Origin of the sequence: Fusobacterium sp. DD2 (assembly GCF_018205345.1) — a bacterium.
Lineage (GTDB): Bacteria > Fusobacteriota > Fusobacteriia > Fusobacteriales > Fusobacteriaceae > Fusobacterium_A.
In genome coordinates this window covers 22,989-43,374 of sequence record NZ_JADRHM010000001.1, presented here as the reverse complement: position 1 = coordinate 43,374, position 20,386 = coordinate 22,989, and the positions used below count along the sequence as shown (strand labels likewise).

At 31.8% G+C, this 20,386-nt stretch carries 19 protein-coding genes and 1 riboswitch; of the genes, 5 read left to right on the top strand and 14 right to left on the bottom strand.

Annotation, left to right across the window (positions count from 1 at the left end; all coding sequences use genetic code 11):
* The first annotated feature begins 82 nt into the window (after positions 1-82).
* Positions 83-1,189 (top strand): Mu transposase C-terminal domain-containing protein, encoded by a 1,107-nt coding sequence (locus IX290_RS00250; RefSeq protein ID WP_211491215.1) that lies wholly within the window; start codon positions 83-85, stop codon positions 1,187-1,189.
* 68 nt (positions 1,190-1,257) lie between these two features.
* On the opposite strand, the gene IX290_RS00245 is transcribed toward IX290_RS00250, so the two are convergent.
* The 10 genes from IX290_RS00245 to IX290_RS00200 all read right to left on the bottom strand — a co-directional run bounded on the left by IX290_RS00245 (position 1,258) and on the right by IX290_RS00200 (position 9,500).
* Positions 1,258-1,572: a hypothetical protein gene (locus IX290_RS00245; RefSeq protein WP_211491214.1), complete on the bottom strand. Its 315-nt coding sequence runs from the start codon at positions 1,570-1,572 to the stop codon at positions 1,258-1,260.
* Between the two features lie 54 nt (positions 1,573-1,626).
* Positions 1,627-2,295: an amino acid ABC transporter ATP-binding protein gene (locus IX290_RS00240; protein WP_249168782.1), complete on the bottom strand. Its 669-nt coding sequence runs from the start codon at positions 2,293-2,295 to the stop codon at positions 1,627-1,629.
* On the bottom strand, positions 2,295-2,921 hold the full coding sequence (locus tag IX290_RS00235; RefSeq protein ID WP_211491213.1) for an amino acid ABC transporter permease: 627 nt from the start codon (positions 2,919-2,921) through the stop codon (positions 2,295-2,297). The genes IX290_RS00240 and IX290_RS00235 overlap by 1 nt, the downstream gene beginning before the upstream one ends.
* Positions 2,922-2,949: 28 nt before the next feature.
* A complete protein-coding gene (locus tag IX290_RS00230) occupies positions 2,950-3,714 on the bottom strand; it encodes an amino acid ABC transporter substrate-binding protein (RefSeq protein WP_211491212.1) in 765 nt (254 codons plus the stop codon).
* 27 nt (positions 3,715-3,741) lie between these two features.
* A complete protein-coding gene (locus IX290_RS00225; RefSeq protein ID WP_211491211.1) occupies positions 3,742-3,879 on the bottom strand; it encodes a hypothetical protein in 138 nt (45 codons plus the stop codon).
* A gap of 141 nt (positions 3,880-4,020) precedes the next feature.
* Positions 4,021-4,587 (bottom strand): xanthine phosphoribosyltransferase, encoded by a 567-nt coding sequence (locus IX290_RS00220; protein ID WP_211491210.1) that lies wholly within the window; start codon positions 4,585-4,587, stop codon positions 4,021-4,023.
* Positions 4,588-4,654: 67 nt separating this feature from the next.
* Positions 4,655-6,901 (bottom strand): molybdopterin cofactor-binding domain-containing protein, encoded by a 2,247-nt coding sequence (locus IX290_RS00215; protein ID WP_211491209.1) that lies wholly within the window; start codon positions 6,899-6,901, stop codon positions 4,655-4,657.
* A complete protein-coding gene (locus tag IX290_RS00210) occupies positions 6,885-7,355 on the bottom strand; it encodes a 2Fe-2S iron-sulfur cluster-binding protein (RefSeq protein WP_211491208.1) in 471 nt (156 codons plus the stop codon). The genes IX290_RS00215 and IX290_RS00210 overlap by 17 nt, the downstream gene beginning before the upstream one ends.
* Positions 7,355-8,149, bottom strand: coding sequence for an FAD binding domain-containing protein (locus IX290_RS00205; RefSeq protein ID WP_211491207.1), 795 nt, complete (start codon positions 8,147-8,149; stop codon positions 7,355-7,357). The genes IX290_RS00210 and IX290_RS00205 overlap by 1 nt, the downstream gene beginning before the upstream one ends.
* 28 nt (positions 8,150-8,177) lie before the next feature.
* Entirely contained in the window at positions 8,178-9,500 is a 1,323-nt protein-coding gene (locus IX290_RS00200; RefSeq protein WP_211491206.1) for a nucleobase:cation symporter-2 family protein, read from the bottom strand.
* Positions 9,501-9,584: 84 nt separating this feature from the next.
* A riboswitch (purine riboswitch) is annotated at positions 9,585-9,684 on the bottom strand.
* Between the two features lie 321 nt (positions 9,685-10,005).
* Between IX290_RS00200 and IX290_RS00195 the strand changes: the two genes are divergently transcribed.
* Both IX290_RS00195 and hcp read left to right on the top strand, forming a co-directional pair.
* A complete protein-coding gene (locus IX290_RS00195) occupies positions 10,006-10,725 on the top strand; it encodes a gamma-glutamyl-gamma-aminobutyrate hydrolase family protein (RefSeq protein ID WP_211491205.1) in 720 nt (239 codons plus the stop codon).
* Between the two features lie 91 nt (positions 10,726-10,816).
* Positions 10,817-12,493: a hydroxylamine reductase gene (gene hcp / locus IX290_RS00190; protein ID WP_211491204.1), complete on the top strand. Its 1,677-nt coding sequence runs from the start codon at positions 10,817-10,819 to the stop codon at positions 12,491-12,493.
* A 256-nt stretch (positions 12,494-12,749) separates the two neighbouring features.
* Here the strand turns inward: hcp and IX290_RS00185 are convergent, their stop codons facing one another.
* The 3 genes from IX290_RS00185 to IX290_RS00175 are packed head-to-tail and all read right to left on the bottom strand — an operon-like array spanning position 12,750 to position 15,008.
* A complete protein-coding gene (locus tag IX290_RS00185) occupies positions 12,750-13,016 on the bottom strand; it encodes a hypothetical protein (RefSeq protein ID WP_211491203.1) in 267 nt (88 codons plus the stop codon).
* On the bottom strand, positions 13,017-14,453 hold the full coding sequence (locus tag IX290_RS00180; RefSeq protein ID WP_211491202.1) for a DUF4299 family protein: 1,437 nt from the start codon (positions 14,451-14,453) through the stop codon (positions 13,017-13,019).
* Positions 14,454-14,510: 57 nt separating this feature from the next.
* Positions 14,511-15,008 (bottom strand): YfbM family protein, encoded by a 498-nt coding sequence (locus IX290_RS00175; protein ID WP_211491201.1) that lies wholly within the window; start codon positions 15,006-15,008, stop codon positions 14,511-14,513.
* 319 nt (positions 15,009-15,327) lie between these two features.
* Here IX290_RS00175 and IX290_RS00170 point away from each other — a divergent pair, with 319 nt between their 5' ends.
* Positions 15,328-17,034, top strand: a complete 1,707-nt coding sequence (locus IX290_RS00170) for a flavocytochrome c (protein ID WP_211491200.1) — start codon at positions 15,328-15,330, stop codon at positions 17,032-17,034.
* Positions 17,035-17,092: 58 nt separating this feature from the next.
* Here the strand turns inward: IX290_RS00170 and clpB are convergent, their stop codons facing one another.
* Positions 17,093-19,669 carry an ATP-dependent chaperone ClpB gene (gene clpB / locus IX290_RS00165; RefSeq protein ID WP_211491199.1) on the bottom strand — a complete coding sequence of 859 codons (2,577 nt, stop codon included), beginning with the start codon at positions 19,667-19,669 and terminating at the stop codon, positions 17,093-17,095.
* A gap of 205 nt (positions 19,670-19,874) precedes the next feature.
* Here clpB and IX290_RS00160 point away from each other — a divergent pair, with 205 nt between their 5' ends.
* The gene (locus IX290_RS00160; protein ID WP_211491198.1) at positions 19,875-20,372 is read left to right on the top strand and encodes a PTS glucose transporter subunit IIA; all 498 of its coding nucleotides are present in this window, start codon (positions 19,875-19,877) and stop codon (positions 20,370-20,372) included.
* Positions 20,373-20,386 lie beyond the last annotated feature (14 nt).

The window sequence follows — 20,386 nt, the reverse complement described above, 5'->3', positions numbered from 1 at the left end:
TAAATTAAATTTGCTTTTTTTTTATTAATATTGTATTATTTTATTATAGTAAATTCAGATAATTAAGGAGTTTATAACTTTTATGGATAAAGAAATTGAAATTTATCGTTTCAAAATAATTGAGCCTTTTTTGAAAAAAGAAAAAAAGCTTAAAGAGATTGAAAAGGAGCAAAATATCTCCTATGCAACTCTTAAAAGATGGGTTCAGGCATATAAAAAGAATGGGATGTTAGGACTTGAGAAAAAAACTCGTGAAGATAAGGATTCTTTCCGTAATGTAGATGATACCCACCTGAAAAAGATAGAAAAGCTTTGCTCAGAAACTACTGAAACAAATATCACCAAACTATACAGACACTATAAGAAAAAAATTACTAAAGATCTATCAATAAGCTATGCAACATTTTATAGAATTGTTAATAATATAGATGCCTTTTTTAATAAGGATACTATTATGTATTTAGATAAGATTAAAAAAGAACACCAATGCTATATTCTATTGGATATTCCTCTCTATATATTTGCAAACAGAGAGGATAAAAAAGATATTATTCCACAACTTCTTATAATTTTAGATGTTGCATCATTAAAACCTATACATTTCATGATAAACAGTGATGTTGCAAGTCTCAATGTTATCTTAAACTTTATAAGAGAGACTCTTATTAAAACAGCTATTCTCACAGGAAAAAAACTCTTCCCTGAGGATATTTTAGTAGCATCACAGGAGATAAGCAATAAACAGCTTTTAAAAGAGATATATCAGGAGACTGGAATAAGAATCTATGAACACTACACTGAAAATAGTGAAATTGCTAAATTTGTTGAGTTTATAAAAGCTGATATTCAATCTTTTTATGATGAAAATAATAAGAATATCTCTATAGATGAATTGTCAGGTTTTTTAAGCAGCTATCTCTATATTCAGGAGAAAGACTATGCCTTTTCTCCAAATATTAAACTTCTTGAAAACAGTAAGTTCTTAAGAAAACTTGATATACTTCTTCAAAGTGCTACTAGAAAAATTAATGATTCTAAGGTAAGACTTAGAAATCTTCAATATACAAATGAATATTTTTCAGGTATGAATGGTCAGAGTGTCACTATAAAATATCCTGTTATAGATGATAGAATTATCTATATTTTTCATAAAGACAGGTACCTTTTTCCAGCATACCTATTAAAATAAAAAGGCTGTTGCATCTCTAAAATTATAAAAATATAATTTTCCATATTAGAAATGCAGCAGCCACTTTTCTAGAATCCTATTCCGTAAGATATTCCTTTGCTCTTACTCTTTGTTGTTGTTTTAGTAACAGTGTGCGTACTTACACTTCCGTCATCTAATACTGTAGTAGATGTGTTTTTATCCATATTACTACTACTCTTTGTTTTTACTTTGCTCTCTCCTACTGATACTCCGTGATTATTATACAGAGCTGTAGCTATTATTGAGTCTAAAATCAATGCCCCAGTTGAATATTGACTATCTCTATTATTAGTATTGTTATTAGTATTAGTACAACCTATCAACATAAAAACTGTGATAATAAAAAATACTATTTTTTTCATTAAATCTCCTTTGTTAATTTTGTTGATAAATTATACCTATTTCACTCTACTTTGTCAATTATTTTTTACACTTTCTTCACTCTTTTTTGCTCTGTTATCAATAATCTCTTTAACATTGCCGTTTTCCATTACCACAATTCTATCAGATATCTTATTTACAAAATCAAGTTCGTGGCTTACTATTACCATAGTCATATCACTGTTGTCTTTCAGATGCTGAATTACATTTTGAACCTCTTTTACCATCTCTGGGTCAAGTGCTGATGTAGGTTCATCAAATAGCATAACTTCAGGGTTTCTTGCCATTGCTCTGGCTATAGCAACTCTCTGTTTTTGTCCACCTGACAGTGCCTTTGGATAGAAATCTGCTCTATCTGCAAGTCCAACTCTATCTAAAAGCTTCATCCCAATCTTTCTGGCATCTTCCTTTTTCATCTTATCTACCACAACAAGTGATTCCATAATATTTTGAATAGCAGTCATATGAGGGAAAAGATTAAATGATTGAAATACCATTCCCATTTTTTTCAATTCAGGTGTATCAATACTTCCACCATCTATCTCTTCAAGTCCAATTATGCATCTTAGAAGTGTTGATTTTCCACCACCAGAAGCTCCTATAATTGATACTACTTCTCCTTTGTTTATTGTAAGATTTACTCCATTTAAAATATTATCTGTACCATTGTATTTTTTATACACATCTGAAATTTTGATTATCATTATATCATCACCTTTTTCTCTAATTTTTTACAAATAAGAACTACCACAGTTGAAATAATTAGATATATCACTGCACAGATTATAAATGGAGTGATAGAAAAGTCTCTAGTTACTATTTCTCTTGAGTTTCTTAATATTTCTGCCATTCCTATTGCTGATATTAAAGAAGTATCTTTGATTAAAGATATTGCTTCATTAGTAAGAGGTGGCAATGCTGTAATAAGTGCTTGTGGAATTATTATTCTTATCATTGTTTGTGGATAATTCATTCCTAAAACCTTAGCTGCCTCATACTGCCCATCATCTATTCCAAGGATACTTCCTCTAAAAATCTCACAGAAATAAGCTGTATAGTTTACTATAAAAGTTAAAGATGCTGCAGTAAAAGGAGATAAAGTAATCCCAATTACAGGTAATCCATAGTATACAAAGAATAGTTGCAGTAAAAGAGGAGTTCCTCTAAATATCCATGTATACACCTGAATAGCATTGTTTAATATACTATTTTTTGATATTCTTCCTAGTGATAATAAAACTCCAAGGGGAAGAGAAAAAATCATAGTAGCTATATATAGCTTTATTGTAAGTCCTAATCCCTGTAATATAAATAAAATATTTTCTTCCATTTTTATCTCCTTTTTTTATTATAAGTTATTATTTGCCTAGCCATTTATTTTTTAAAGTGTCAAATGTTCCATCAGCTTTCATTGCATTTAGCTGTTTATTAATCTCATCTGTTAAAGCTTTATCATTTTTTCTAAGTGCTACTGCAAACTCTTCATTAGCAAGTTGTTCTACAGAGTAGTTTAAAGTTGATTTCTTTTTGTTGTAGTATTTTCCTGATACTTCATCCATTACTACTGCATCAAGTCTACCAGCTTCAAGGTCCATAAGTGCTTCAACATTTGTAGCATATTTTTTAACATCCTTAATCTCTTTTCTAATAGCACTTTTATCCACTGCTAATGCTCCAGAACTTCCAAGTTGAACTCCTACAACTTTACCAGCTAAATCTTTTATGCTATAAGTTCCTTCATCTTTTCTTGTAAAGATTATTTGGTTATTTGCAAGGTAAGGTTCTGAAAATAGTACCTGTTTTGCTCTTGCTGGAGTTACTGTCATACCATTCCATACCATATCTATATTTTTACTTCTAAGATCAAATACTATTCCATCCCATTCACATGGTTTGAATCTTGCTTCAACACCCATTCTCTTAGCTACCTCTTTAGCAAGATCAATGTCAAATCCAACAAGTTCCCCATTTTCATCTCTATATCCCATAGGTGCAAATGTAGCATCAAGTCCAACTATGAAATATCCTTTATCCTGTACATCTTTTAATGAGTTATCTGCTCCAAAAGCTGAAGTTACTAGAATTCCAAATAACATTGTGATGAATACTAAAATCTTTTTCATTTTTCTCTCTCCTTTTTTATTTTATCACTATTTTAAGAATAAAAAAAGCCATCTGTTTTTATCCAGATGGCTTACAAATTTATGAAACTTTTTTGATTTACCATCATAGACACGACTCTTAATTTGTGCACTAGAACAAGAGTCTGCATCTATGATAAATATCATAACAACAAACTCTTTTACCTATGATGGTGATGATGAATTGTTTTCTTGTTAATTGATAAATCTAAAAACTGTTCCATAATTATCTCCTCTTTAAATATTGTGTTTATATCATACAATAATTTTTTTTAAATGTCAATTATTTTATCTGAAATGGATTTCTCCATTTTCTAGAGAATCAACAATTGCAAGAGATTCAACTCTTAATCCATTTTCTTTTAAAATCTCTTCACCTTTTTGGAATCCTTTAGTAATAGCAATTCCTGCTCCTACTACAGTTCCTCCAGCTGTTTCTACTATTTTTTTTAGTCCCATAACTGCATTTCCCATAGCTAAGAAATCATCAACTATAAGGATTCTGTCTTCTGGTCCTAAAAATTCTTTTCCAATACAAATTGTATACTCTTTCTTCTTAGTGAAAGAAACTACTTTAGTAGTATAAAAATCGTCCATTGTAGATGGTACTTTTTTCTTTGCGAATACTAAAGGTACATTTAGTGCATAAGCAACTGCAAGTCCTATAGCTATTCCTGAAGCTTCAATTGTTAAGATTTTGTTGATTTTTTCTCCTTCAAATCTTTTCTTGAACTCTTTACCAATTTCCATCATAAGATTTGGATCTATCTGATGATTCAAAAAGCTATCTACTTTTAAAACTTTTGAATTTATACTCTTACCATTATTTAATATGTAGTCTTTTAATAACTTCATTAAAATTAAGCCTCCATGTTTAACAAAATGATTCAATGATATTTATATATTATATCATAAAATCCACTTATTTTAAATACATTTTTCTAAATATTTTTTCACTTGTCATTGGAAGACTTCTCATTCTTACATTTGCAGCATTATATATAGCATCTGCAATAGCTGGAGATGCAGTATTTATAACAACCTCTCCAATTGATTTTGCTCCAAATGGTCCTGTTGGCTCATTTGAATAACTGAAAACTACATCAATATTTGTTCCAATATCCTCTCTTGATGGAATCTTATATTGCATAAGAGAATCCTGCAACATCTTTCCTCTCTCATCAAAAGTTATCTCTTCAGTAAGTGCAAGACCTATACCCTGAGCTATTCCACCTTCTACCTGAACTCTTGCAAGAGCCGGGTTAATTGGAAGACCACAGTCTACAACTGATAGGAAATCAATTACCTTAGTTTCCCCAGTTAATTTGTCCACTTCTACCTCTACAAAACTTGCAATAAATGGAGGTGGTGATGTTTCTCCTCCCCAAGTTCCAGTAGTAGTAATCTGATTTTTAGCCTCAAAAGATACTGCTCTCTCTCCAATATCTCTTAAAGTCAATCTGTTTCCATCTTTATCTTCTACATACTCTCCAAAGTACTCAATCTCTTCAACTGGCTTCTTCATAAGTTGTGCAGCCATTTTTATAATCTCATCTTTCATCTTTTTAGCTGCAATTATTACTGCATTACCTGTTACATATGTTCCACTTGATGCATAAGCACCTGGATCATATGGAGATATATCTGTATCAGCAGTATGAACTATTATCTTATCCATTGGTACATCTAAAATCTCTGCTGCTATCTGAGTATGAACTGTATCACAACCCTGTCCCATATCTGTTACTCCTAAAAGAAGTGAAAAATCTCCACTGTCATGGAACTTAATAGTTGCAGAACCAGTATCCAATCCAGCTATACCAGATCCCTGCATTGTAACAGCCATACCTTTAGCTCTCACTTTACCATTTCCAAGGTCTATATTTTTTCTTGTATCCCAACCAAATTTTTCTTTACCAATCTGGATACATCTTTTTATATCTCCACTTACAGTGCTAGACTGGTCTACGAGATTTTTCATTCTTATCTCTGTTGGGTCAATTCCTAATTTATGTGCAAGTTCATTTACAGCTGATTCTACAGCAAATGTTCCCTGTGTAGCTCCGTATCCTCTAAATGCTGCTCCAACTGTTGTATTTGAATATACGATATTGGCCTTACATCTCATTGGTACCTTTGCATATAGCGGGAATGTTTTATATACAACAAGTGCTGTAACTGTTGGAGCATGTTCTCCATAAGCACCTGTATTAGATAGTACATCTATATCTATGGCCTTTATATTTCCCTCTCTGTCTGAACCTATTTTTACTTTTAATCTCATAGCATGACGTGTATTTGAACATGCCTGAGTCTCTTTTCTTGTATAGACTATTTTAGATGGTTTACCAGTTTTTAATGTAACAAAAGCTGGATAGATTTCACAAACAGATGTCTGTTTTCCTCCAAATCCACCACCTAATTTTGGTTTTACCACTCTTATTTTGCTGCTTGGATACTCAAGTGCTCTTGCTAAATGACGTCTTACATGGAATGGTATCTGTGTTGAAGAGATAACATTTAATCTTCCATACACGTCAAAATAGCATGCAGTTCTGTAAGTTTCCATCATTGCATGAATCTGAGGCTGTGTATAGTATGTATTTTCAATAATTACATCACTATTTTTAAATCCCTCATCTACATCTCCCTTTACCTCTAAATATGAAGATGAAAGGTTCCTTTTATTGTCATATCCAATATCATAATTTGTCTGAGCTTTCTCTTTATGAATTATAACATTTGAATCTAAAGCTTTTTCATAGTCAACAACTGCTTCTAATACTTCATATTCAACTTTAATAAGTTTCATTGCCTTTTCAGCAGTTTTTTCATCTACTGCAGCAACTATTGCTACAGGGTCTCCAACATATCTCACATACTCATCTAAGATCTTTCTATCATATGGAGATGGTTCTGGATAAGATTGCCCAGCCAGTGTAAACATAGTTTGTGGCACATCTTTATATGTATAAATTGCCTCTACTCCAGGTACTTTTTCTGCAATAGAGGTATTGATAGTTTTTATTCTTGCATAGGCATGTGGAGATCTTAGAAGTTTTACAATAAGAAATTCCTGATTAGCAACAAGATCATCAGTATAAAAAGGTTTTCCAGTAATAAGACCTATGCTGTCAACTTTTTTAATCTCTTTATTTACAATCTTCATCTTTCTTCACAGCCTCCATATATTTTTTTATTCCTCTTAGCTGAGAAACATACCCACTGCATCTGCAAAGATTTCCATTTAAATAATGTAAAATCTCCTCATCACTTGGGTTTTCATACTCTTTCATCATAGCAAGAACTGTAAGAGTAAATCCTGGTGCACAAAATCCACACTGTTCAGCTCCTTCTGCTGCCATAAATTCAGCAAATCTCTTTGCCTCTTCCTGACACCCCTCTATTGTTGTGATTTTCTTACTCTGTGCTCTAACAGCAAGTGTACTACATGAAAGTACAGGCTTATCCTCTACTAAAACTGTGCAAAGTCCACAAGAACCTGTATCACAACCTCTTTTTACACTGAGATATCCCAATTTTCTAAGTACATCAAGAAGATACTCATCTGGAGAGATTATAGTTTCTCTAACTCTCCCATTTACATTTAATGTCAAAAGCATTATAATACCTCCTTGATTGCTCTATTTACCAGTACCTTTGATACTGCTTCTCTATACTCTTTACTTCCTCTCATATTACCACCATAAGTAACATCATCTGTAATATGATTGCAAGCCTCATCTATTATCTCATCATTTAATTGTGGAGCCTGGTTTAATATCTCCATAGTTTTAAGTGCCAGAGTTGCCTTTCCAGGTCTTACTCCTATTGCCACTCTTATTCCATTTTCATCTTTAGTAACACAGCAGTTTGTAATAGCATAATCTGTCTTACTCTTTCTTATACTTTGAAAACTTCCCTTACCATTTAGATTTCTTATTTTTAATTCTACAAGTATATCTCTTCTCAGTCCTTTTTCATTTAAATAGTCCTCTAAAGGAATCTCTCCACCATTATAAAGCACTACTGTTGTATCCATTGATAATAGTGTTGGAATAAGGTCTGAAAACCCATATTTTGAAAATACTGTTGCACCAACTGTTACATTTCTTCTAAACTGAACTCCTAAAATATGTCTTACACATTGAGATAGTATCCCTGAATATAACTTTTTAGTTATCTCATTTGTCTCTAACTCTCTGAAATTTGTCATTGCACCAATACGAACAAAATCTTTCTCTTCCTTAATATAAGAAAGAGAAAGATTTGAAAGGTCGATTGCTGTATTAAAAGAAACATTACCCATTCTAAGGTAAGATGTTCCTCCTAATATTATATTCTTTTTATTTTTTAACAGTTCATTATAAGCTTCTTCCATTGTAGATGGTGCTATATAATTCTTAAAACTAAACAAAGCCAACCTCCTGTATCTTTAAAAGATTTTATCCTTTTACACTAACGCACTTTTTTTCTTCTTCATCCATTGGAAGTATCATATTAAGTATTACTGCTATAGAACCTGATACAACAATACCTGAACCTCCAAATATTAATCTTATGCTTTCTGGGAAATTAACAAGTGCATTTGGTACACTTCCAAGTCCATAACCAAGTCCTAAAGATACTGAAAGAATAAGTGCATTTCTTCCTCTTAAAGGTTCTTTAGTTATCAGATTGATTCCAGAAATACTTATCATTGCAAATACCATTACCAAACTTCCACCAATTACACTTGCAGGTACTATTGCAAGTAAAGCACCGATTTTTGGTATGAAGGCTCCTAATACCAGAAAAGCAGCTCCAACTGCAACAACAAATCTGCTCATTACTCCAGTCATTGCCACAAGTCCTGTATTTTGGCTAAATGAAGTTGTTGGTAAAATTGAGAAACAACTAGCTAAACAGCTTCCAACACCATCTGCAAGGATTCCTCCAGACAGTTCCTTATCAGTTAACTCTCTGTTAGCTCCACCCATTGTTACACCTGACATATCTCCAACTGTCTCAACTGCTGATACAATAAACATCATAATCATAGCCATACAAGCATCTAAATGGAATGTAAATCCATAAGTGAATGGTCTAGGGATGTTTATATATCCTGCATTATAAACAGCTGACAAATCAACTTTTCCCATAAATATAGCTACTATAAATCCAACTATTGTTCCAATAAATATTGAACCAGTACTTGTGATTCCCTTAGTAAACTGTTTAAAGAAAATTATTGTGATTAAAACAATCATTCCTAAAAATAGATTTGAGAAAGAACCAAAATCTGCAGCTCCAACTCCACCAGCAAAGTTTTTAACTCCAACTGGAAGAAGTGATAAACCAATTGATAGCACAATAACACCAGTTACTACAGGTGGGAAATATCTTCTTATTCTTTTTATAATAAGTCCTATGAATGCTTCAAAAATACCACCAACTAAGGCAGCACCTAATATTGCTTCATATCCATATTGAGTTCCAATTGAAAGTGCGACAGGAACAAAGGCAAAACTTGTTCCAACAACGATAGGTAATCTCGCTCCGACAGGTCCTAGAGTATATGCCTGTAACATAGTGTTTAATCCTGCTACCAGCATAGTACATTGAATTAGAAAAGTCTTAGTATCAGCAGGCAGATTAAGTGCTCCTGATACAATGATTAAAGGTGTGATATTACTTACAAACATTGCAAGTACGTGCTGTAATCCTAATGGTATAGCCTCCTTTAAAGGTGGTATCCCATCTAAGTGATAAGCTGATTTGTTTCTCATTTCCGTCCTCCTAAAGTTTTTTAATATTTTATCTCATATATAGGAGTGAAAATAAAAAGCCCTAAACTGAATACAGCTTAAGATTATATTTTATATTCAACTCATAGCGGCTTGTTACAATGGCAACCCGTAGAAACTCCTGACCTTATTACAGGTATATATGAGTATATTTTTAAATAAAAGTCAATACAATAAATACCAACAGTCCAACTTTCTTAATGATATTTTGTATTCCATAGTTCTGATATCTGAAATGGTATCATAACTTTGAAAAGATTTCAACCATTTTTTACTAAATTTCTATCACAACTTTTCTTTTTTTCTAAATCAGTACATTAATTTTAAAAAAATTTAGCTTTTTTGTATTATATCATTTTTTATCTACTTGTATAACATTTTTTTCTCTTTTTTCCTAATAAAATTATCCTCTATTTTCCTATATTTACTGGTAATTTATCTCAAATAATTATATAATATTACCAATACATTAAAAGGGGGAAGTATTATGAAAAAACCTGTAATTGGAATTACTGTTTTTAAAGAGAGAAAAACAAGAGGAGTATATAATTCTGTAAGTTATGAATATGCAGATTGTGTTATAGCAGCAGGGGGAATACCTCTATTTATACCATTATCTGAACCTGAAAATGCAAAGGATTATATGGATATAGTTGATGGATTGATATTTAGTGGTGGAGAGGATATTGCTCCTAGATATTTTGATGAAGAACCAGTTATCAAATTAGGTGGAGTAGATTCAATTCGTGATGAATTTGAATTTGCACTGTTTAAAGCTGCTACTGAAAATCATAAACCTATCTTAGGTATATGCAGAGGAGTTCAGATAATCAATGTTGCTTTAGGTGGAAACCTTTATCAGGATATAGATTCTCAAATTAAAAATGTCAAAGGACACCATCCAGATGTAACTGCTAAAGATGAGCTATACCACAGTGTAAATATAAAACCTGAAACTATATTAAGCTCACTTTTCAACAAGGAAAAAATATATGTAAACTCATTCCATCATCAGGCTTTAAAAGAGCTGGGAAAAAATTTAAAAGTGTCTGCTCTTTCTGAAGATGGAATAATAGAAGCTGTTGAATACAATGATTTAAATGAACAGTTCATACTTGGAATACAATGGCATCCTGAGGGTCTAGGAAGAAGATATCCTGAATTCATAAAAATATTTAAAGTTTTAATTGATAGAGCAGCTAAATAATTTTTTAAGTGGTAACATATGTTACCGCTTTTTTTTATTTTCTCCTATATGATATTCCTATAAGGAAAAAAGAAATCAAGGAGGAATTAAAATGTGTAATCAAATGTTTTGTTACCAATGTCAGGAAACAGCTATGGGAAAAGGATGCAGTATGATGGGGGTATGTGGTAAAAAGCCTCAAACAGCAAATCTTCAGGATATGCTTATATATACTGTAAAAGGACTAGCTTGTGTAACTTCTATATTAAGAAACAGAGATAAAGAAAATAAAATAATAACTAAAGAGATAAATAGATATATTTTAAACTCACTTTTTATAACTATAACTAATGCCAACTTCGACGACGTTGCAATACTTACAGAGATAAAAAGAGGAATGAAATTAAGAGAAGATTTAAAAGTAAAACTAACTCAAGATGAAAAAACAGCACTTAAAAGATTTGGTGAGATAACTGAATATCTATCTGATTCAGATGAAGAAATCATAGCTTATTCAAGAAATAAAAATGTAGGAATAGCCAGAACTGAAAATGAAGATATCAAATCTTTAAGAGAACTTTTAACTTATGGATTGAAAGGTATGGCTGCTTATGCTGAACATGCTCTAAATCTTGGAAAGTTTGACCAAAATATAGTATCATTTATTGAAAAAGCTCTTATTGCTACAATAGATGACACTTTAAATGCTGACCAACTTGTTGCTCTTACTTTAGAGTGTGGAAAATATGGAGTGGAAACAATGGCTCTTTTAGATAAAGCTAACACTGAAGCTTTTGGTAATCCAGAAATCACTAAAGTAAATATCGGAGTAGGAACAAGACCTGGAATACTTATAAGTGGTCATGACCTAAATGATTTAAAACAACTTTTAGAGCAAAGTAAAGATAGCGGAGTAGATATCTATACTCACTCTGAAATGCTTCCTGGACACTACTATCCTGAACTTAAAAAATACCCTCATTTCTTTGGAAACTATGGAAATGCATGGTGGAAACAAAAAGAGGAATTTGAAAAATTCAACGGACCAATTGTGTTTACAACTAACTGTATAGTTCCACCTGCTCCAAATGCCTCATACAAAGATAGAGTATTTACAACAAATGCTGCAGGATTCCCAGGATGGAAGAAAATAAAAATAAATTCTGATGGAACAAAAGATTTTTCAGAAGTAATTGAAATAGCTAAAAAATGTGCATCTCCAGTTGAAATTGAAAAAGGAGAAATTATTGGTGGATTTGCTCATAATCAGGTTTTAGCTCTTGCTGATAAAGTTGTTGAAAATGTAAAGAACGGTTCTATTAGAAGATTTATAGTTATGGCTGGTTGCGATGGAAGAATGAAAAACAGAGAATACTATACAGAATTTGCTCAAAAACTTCCTAAAGATACTGTAATCCTAACAGCTGGTTGTGCTAAATACAAATATAACAAGCTAAATTTAGGAGATATCAATGGTATCCCTAGAGTTTTAGATGCTGGACAATGTAATGACTCATACTCACTTGCTGTAATTGCATTAAAACTTAAAGAGGTATTTAATTTAGCAGATATAAATGAACTTCCAATTACATATAACATTGCATGGTATGAGCAGAAAGCTGTAATTGTATTACTTGCTCTTCTATATCTTGGAGTTAAAAATATCCATTTAGGACCAACACTACCTGCATTCCTATCTCCAAATGTTGCAAAAATTCTTGTTGAAAACTTTGGAATTGCTGGTATCACAACTGTTGATGAAGATTTGAAAAAATTTGACCTTATGTAATTCTACAAAAATATCTAAAAGCCACAATGACTTTATACAAAATATAAATCTATAAAATAGATAAAAGTACTAACTTCAACTTTATATAAACACAGATATCAAACCCTATGAAAATACAGATAAGAGGTAGCTCTAACCTCCCTTAAAAAAAGCTGATAGAAATGGATTGAAACTACTTTCCACTCTATCAGCTTTTATTCTGTTATTTATTTTATTTTTTCAACTAAGTTTTCCTTACAAAGTTAGAATAAACTTTTTACTCCTTTACACATACAAGAAGAATAATTCCACAGACAATTAGCATAGCTCCTGCAAATCCAGTAACTGCTCTTTCATATTTTCTTACTCCAGCTTCTCCAAATTTGCTTCTGATAATGCTTCTTACCAGTCTTCTTCTTCCCACTTTTCCATAATTACTTATCCAATTCCAATCTAATATAGCTCCAATTATCACTACTAATCCTGCTATAATAAGAAGATACTGATAGTGAAATTTAAAAAAATACTCAAAATCATCAATCATCTAAATACCCCACTTTTTTAATTTATTTTTTTCCCACTTCTGATACTCTTTTTCCAATAAAACTTTAATATTTTTATAGTACTCCTCGCTGTATGGAGTAAATAGATAGTTTTCATCTTTGTATCTATCTTCATTATATCTACTCTCTATATAGAGTTTAGCAGAGTTCATAAACAACCCTGGGACCTTTTTATCTCCATATAGATGTTTTATAAAATCTTTTCCATCGTTATTGAAAAGAATTGTACCAAGTCTACCATTCATACTGTATAAAATAACCTCTCTTAAATCTCTACAGCTATCTATCTCAAGATAATCCCTTAAAAATCCATAGAAGTTATCTAAAAAATCTGATATCATACCCTTTTCAAAAGCAAATCTTAAAATATATGCAAGATGATTTAAAGTAGTAAGTCTTCCAACATTGAGCTCTTTTTTCAATACCTCTTCATAGTGAAATCTGTAATCATCATAAAATTTTCCACCATCTTTATCATTTTTAAAGTACTCATATTCAAATCTCATCCTGTCACTAAATTTACCAAACAGTTCATCTATCTCTTGACTATTGAGACTTTCACAATATATATTATCATACCCAAAACTCTTAATTTTATCCTTTGGTAGATTATTTACAATAAAATAATAATCAAGAGGTGGAGTGAGTTCATGATTTTCCTTTTCAAATTGCACAAACCATGTCTGAAGTTCCCCATAATCTATAATCAATTCATGATTTCTTGGTTCTACATTTGGAGAGATTTTCAGTGTAAATTCTTTTCCATATGGAATAAGATAATATCCATAAACACCTTTTTCATTTTCCTCTGGATTTGTAATATAAAATCTCTGTTCTGGCCTTGACTGGATATTCTTATTACTAACAGTTGCAACCTCATCAAATGATGCTACCATATCACGAGATTTAAGTACCTTACTTAAAGTCTTTTTATCCAAAGTTAAAATATCCATAGTTCCTAAATGAACCTTGTCCATATCATATTTTTCAAACATATCGCTGATATGATAAAGTCCCTCTGCTATATTTTCTCTATAATCAAAGTTTTTTAGCTCTTCTACACTGTATTTTTCCCCTTTATCACCAATTATCTCTCCACTATACTTTTGGACAAAGCTCTCTATAAATTCAAATGCTGTTTCCCAATCTTTAGTGGTACTTGGTGATAACATCCTCACACTGAATACCTTATACTCTTTGGAATATTGAAATCTAAAACCAAAAACTGTTCGCCCTTTTATCCCAAGGTTGATATTACAATCTTCTACTGGTATCTCAAGCATCTCTTTATAATGAAAACTCCCAAAAGGTTCATCATATAGATATTGATATCTGTTTTCAAAATCAGCAAGAAACTCTTTTAATCTCTTTTTTTCAATACCTGTTTTTTCTATTTTTATTATAAAACTCTTAGCCATTATGCTCCCCCAAACTCAAAGTAAATTTTCTATTCTCATATCCTGGATTTTTACTCTCTAATAAATTGAAACTAAGATATTTTTTCTTTTCTGGTATGCCATTCTATAGAAGGCTTTCATATTTTCCATTATCTCTTTTAAATCACTTATTATTATATCTCTATCACTGTCCCAAATATCTGGATAGATATTATTTTCTTTGCAGCTTTCTATATCCAAATGAGATATGACCTTATCTACATCTACTCCCTCTAACGCTCTCACTATCTTATGAACACGCTCTTTAGTAGTATATGAGATAAAATACTCTTCACACAATACATACTCTCCTACTACTGCTTCACTTAAAGGATACTCCTCTATTGGACTGCTTGCACTTATCCCACACAGAATAAAATGTAATACATCCCACATCTCTCCTATATCAAGAATTGGCAAATCCTCATTCTCCTGTGAATCCTCAACAAATTGCAAACATCCCTCATCATCTTCAATATCAAGCAATAATTTTAGCTCCTCATCATCGATTATCTGGTAATTTGCTATCATTCCCATACTAATTTTCCCCCTTTTCACTCCTTAGTTACTCATAGCCTAAGTAAAATAAGATAAAAATTCTGTAATTGAGAACCTATCATCATCCTGAATATTTTCTACCCCTTATTTCTATTATACATTACATCAGTATAATTTCAATTTATTTTTACAATATATTTTAAATAATACTCGATAGAAATGGAATAACATAATACAAAATAAGATGTTTCTTTTAAAAATCATACATATTTTTTATAAATAAATTGACAATTTTTAAATCTTCCTTTATAATTGCTATACGTTTATATTATTATTTATTATATTGATGGAGGTATTAATGAAAAGAATAATTATTAGTTTTTTATCTGCTATGACACTTCTAGCTTCAACAGCCTATGGAGCAGTTGCTGAAGGTGTAGGTAATGGATATAAAGGTGATATAAAGGTTAGAATGACTTATGAAGGTAATGAGATTAAAGAGGTTGACGTATTAGAACACTCTGAATCAAAATTTACTAAAAAAGCAATGAATCAAGTAATTGATAATATAATTGCTACACAAAATGTGGATGTTGATAATGTTTCAGGTGCTACTTATACATCTGAAGGTATAAAAGAAGCTGTAGAAGCTGCAGTTGCTGCTGCTGGAATCACTCTTCAAGCAAAAACTCCTGCTGAAAAAAAAGTAGAAGCTGTAAAAGATACATCTACTGATATAGTTGTAGTAGGTGGTGGAGGTGCAGGACTTACTTCTGCAATCGCTGCTAAAGAAAAAGGAGCTAATGTAATTTTACTTGAAAAAATGTCTATGCTTGGTGGAAACACTAACTATGCAACAGGTGGAATCAATGCTGCTAACTCTAAATTACAAAAGAAATTAAATATTGAAGATAGTGCTGAACTATACTATAAAGACACTATGAAAGGTGGAAAAAATAAAAACAATCCACAACTGTTAAAAACTCTTACAGAAAATTCTGGTGAAATAATCACTTGGCTTACTGATAGAGGTGTTGACTTAACAGAGGTTTCTTACAGTGGAGGACAAAGTGTAAAAAGAATCCACAGACCTACAGGTGGTAAAGCTGTTGGTCCAGTTGTTGTAGATGCATTAGCTGCAACTGCTGAAAAAGAGGGAATCGATATTAGAACTGATAGCTATGTTACTGAAATCTTAAAAGATGGAGATAGAGTAACTGGAGTAAAAGTAAAACACAATGGACAAGTTTATACTATAAAAGCTAAAGCTGTTATTATGGCTACTGGTGGATTTGGAGCTAACCCTGAAATGGTTACTCAATACAAGCCTGACTTAAAAGGATTTGGTTCTACAAACAGTCCAGCTATAACTGGTGAAGGTATAAAAATGGTTGAAAAAGCTGGTGGAGCTTTAGTTGACATGACTGAAATTCAAACTCACCCAACTGTTGTTCACCACAATACTGCAATGATTACTGAAACAGTAAGAGGAGAAGGAGCAGTATTAATCAATAGAGATGGTAAAAGATTTATAAATGAACTTGAAACAAGAGACGTTGTATCTAAAGCAGAACTTGCTCAAAAAGGAAAGAGTGCTTTCTTAGTATTTGACCAAGGAATAAGAGAAAAATTAAAAGCTGCTGATGGATATGTTAAAAAAGGATTTGCAAAAGAAGCTAACACTTTAGAAGAGCTAGGAAAGAAAATCGGTGTAGATTCTAAAAATCTTGTTAATACAGTAGCTCAATATAATAAATACGTAAAAGAAGGAAAAGATACTGAATTCAATAAAAACATTCTTCCTAAAGAATTAAATCAGGCTCCTTTCTATGCTATTGAAGTATCACCTGCTGTACATCACACAATGGGTGGAGTTCGTATCAATACATCTGCAGAAGTTTTAAATGCTAAAGGACAAATAATAAAAGGACTTTATGCAGCTGGAGAGATAACAGGTGGAGTACATGGTGGAAACAGAATAGGTGGAAATGCCATGACTGACATAACTGTATTTGGTAAAATAGCTGGAGATAATGCAGCTGAATTTATAAAAACTGTAAAATAATAGTATCTTTAATAAAAAAATACCAGTGGAATATTCCACTGGTATTTTAATTTATAGCCTATTTATTATTTACTACAAATTTGATTTCATCATTTTCAAGAACTACATCTACATTATCTCTTTCCTTAATCTTGTTAGATAGGATTAATTTAGCAAGTGTAGTTTCTATCTCTTTTTGAATATATCTTCTTAAAGGTCTAGCACCATATTGAGGGTCATATGCACTGTTTGCAAGATACTCAATAACTGGTTCTGAGAAGTTAAGTTTGATATGTCTATCATCAAGTTTTTCTTGAACACCTTTAAGTGAAAGTCTAACAATACCTTTAATAGATGCAAGGTCAAGTGCTTTAAAGACAATGATCTCATCTACTCTGTTTAAGAACTCAGGTCTGAAGTTAGCCTTTAATTCATCTAAAACAGCTTCTTTTGTCTTTTCTCCAAGATTTATATCTTCAAGAATCAATGGGCTACCTATATTTGATGTCATGATAATAAGTGTGTTTTTAAAGTCCACTACTCTACCTTGTCCATCTGTAAGTCTACCATCATCTAGAACCTGTAATAGAATATTAAATACATCTGGGTGAGCTTTTTCAATCTCGTCAAATAGTACTACTGAATAAGGTTTAGTTCTAACAGCTTCTGTTAATTGTCCACCTTCTTCGTATCCTACATATCCAGGAGGGGCACCAATTAATCTAGTGGTTGAAAACTTATCCATATATTCACTCATGTCGATTCTAATTACACTCTCTTCACTGTCAAATAGATTGTATGCAAGTGATTTAGCAAGATATGTCTTACCAACACCAGTAGGTCCTAAGAATATAAATGAACCCATAGGTCTATTTGCATCTTTAAGTCCAGCTCTGGATCTGATCATAGTATCAGCAACTGCTTTTACTGCTTCATCCTGTCCTTTTACTCTCTCTTTTAGTGATTGTTCCAAATGTAATATCTTTTCTTTTTCAGTTTCAGCAAGTTTTGCTACAGGTATTCCTGTCCATTTTGAAACGATATCTGCAATTTCATCTGATGTAACTTCCTGTTTTAGAAGTCCACTTCCACCATAAGCTTCATCAAGCTTATCCTGCTGCTCTTTCAGTTGTTTTTCTAAAGTTCCTAATTTTCCATATTTCAACTCTGAAAGTTTAGTCAGGTCATAGTTTCTTTCTGCCTGTTCCATTTCAAGTTTAACTTTTTCTATCTCTTCTTTTATAGATTTAACTTTTGAAATATCTTTCTTTTCAAGTTCCCATTGAGATTTAAGTAAAGCTTTTTTAGAGTTAACTTCAGCAAGTTCTTTTTCAAGAACATCAAGTCTCTCTTTAGAAGCCTCATCAGTTTCCTTCTTTAAAGCTTCTCTTTCTATCTCAAGTTGCATACTCTTTCTTGTAAGTTCGTCAAGTTCTGCTGGCATTGAATCTATCTCTGTTCTAATCATAGCAGCAGCTTCGTCAATAAGGTCAATAGCCTTATCTGGAAGATGTCTATCAGAGATATATCTATTACTTAATGTTGCTGCAGCAACTATTGAACCGTCTGTAATTCTTACACCATGGTACATCTCAAATCTCTCTTTAAGTCCTCTTAATATAGAGATTGTATCTTCAACTGTTGGTTCATTTACAAGTACAATCTGGAATCTTCTTTCAAGAGCTGGGTCCTTCTCAATATATTTTCTATACTCATCTATTGTAGTAGCACCTATTACTCTTACCTCTCCTCTTGCAAGCATTGGTTTTAGAATGTTTCCAGCATCCATTGCTCCATCAGTTTTTCCAGCACCAACTATTGTATGGATCTCGTCAATAAATAGAATTATCTGTCCATTAGATTCTTCTACCTCTTTTAATACACCTTTTAATCTCTCTTCAAATTCCCCTCTGAATTTTGCTCCAGCTATAAGTGCACCCATGTCAAGAGAGTAGATTTTCTTTCCTTTTAATGATTCTGGAACGTCTCCTCTCAATATTCTTTGTGCAAGTCCCTCTGCAATAGCAGTCTTACCAACACCAGGTTCACCTATAAGTATAGGGTTGTTTTTAGTTCTTCTTGAAATAATCTGTATTGTTCTTCTGATCTCACTGTCTCTTCCTATAATAGGGTCGATTTTACCTTCTCTTGCTAATTCAACTAGATCTTTTGCATATTTTTCAAGAACTTCATATTTAGCCTCAGGATTTTGAGAGTCAACCTTTTGGTTACCTCTTATTTCCTTTACAACTTTTATATAACTATCTTCATTAATACCTAATTTTCTAAGTAATGGTAGATTTCTTATTAAAGCTAAAAATAGATGTTCAACACTTAAATAAGAGTCACCCATCTTTTCCATTATTTTTTCTGCGTCAATAAGCACTCTGTGAGTACCCTGATCCAGACTTACATCTCCCAAACTGCTTCCTTCAACTTTAGGAAATCTCGAAATTTCATTTTCAACTTGGTTTATAATAAAGTTAAGATTTAAGTCAAGTTTTTCAATAATTCTCGGAATAAGTCCTTCGTTATTCTTTAGGAGAGCCAAAGCCAAAAATTCAGGTTTAATAGTTTGTTGTTTAGCCTTCATTGTAAGCTCTTGAGCTTCTTGTAAAGCCAATAAAGAATTTTCAGTAAACTTGTTTTGATTCATATATAGACCTCCTTTTAAATTTCATTACTAAATTGTAATGATTACTACTTTGTATAATTTGATTATAGAACACATTTATTTTTTTGTCAACTGTTTTGATACATTTTTTTTACTGTTTTTTACTTCAAAAAACCATTGATTTATTGCGGAAAATATGGAATAATATAACTATATAGATTAAAGTAATTATAATAGGGAGGGTAATATGGGATTATTCGATTTTTTCAAGAAAAAAAATAATGAGGAATGGTTTGAAATTTATGCACCAGTAAATGGTAAAGTTATCGACCTTTCTGAAGTACCTGATGATGCTTTTGCTCAAAAAATGGTAGGAGACGGATGTGCAATAGAACCAACTGAAGGAGTTATTTGTGCACCAGTAGATGGAGAGATTGATATATTCGAAACTAACCATGCTGTCAGCTTTGAAACTCCAAATGGACTAGAAATGATAGTTCACTTTGGTATCGACACTGTTACATTAAAAGGAGAAGGATTCAAGAGAGTTGCTACTTCTGATACTGTAAAAGTTGGAGACAAATTAGTTGAATATGATTTAGACTTCATTAAAAGCAAAGTTCCTTCTACAAGAACTCCAGTTATCATCAACAACATGGAAGCTGTAGAAAAAATAGATGTAGTTGCATTAGGTAAAGACGTTAAAGTTGGAGACCTAATTATGAAAGTTTTATTAAAAAAATAATTTAACTTAAAAAG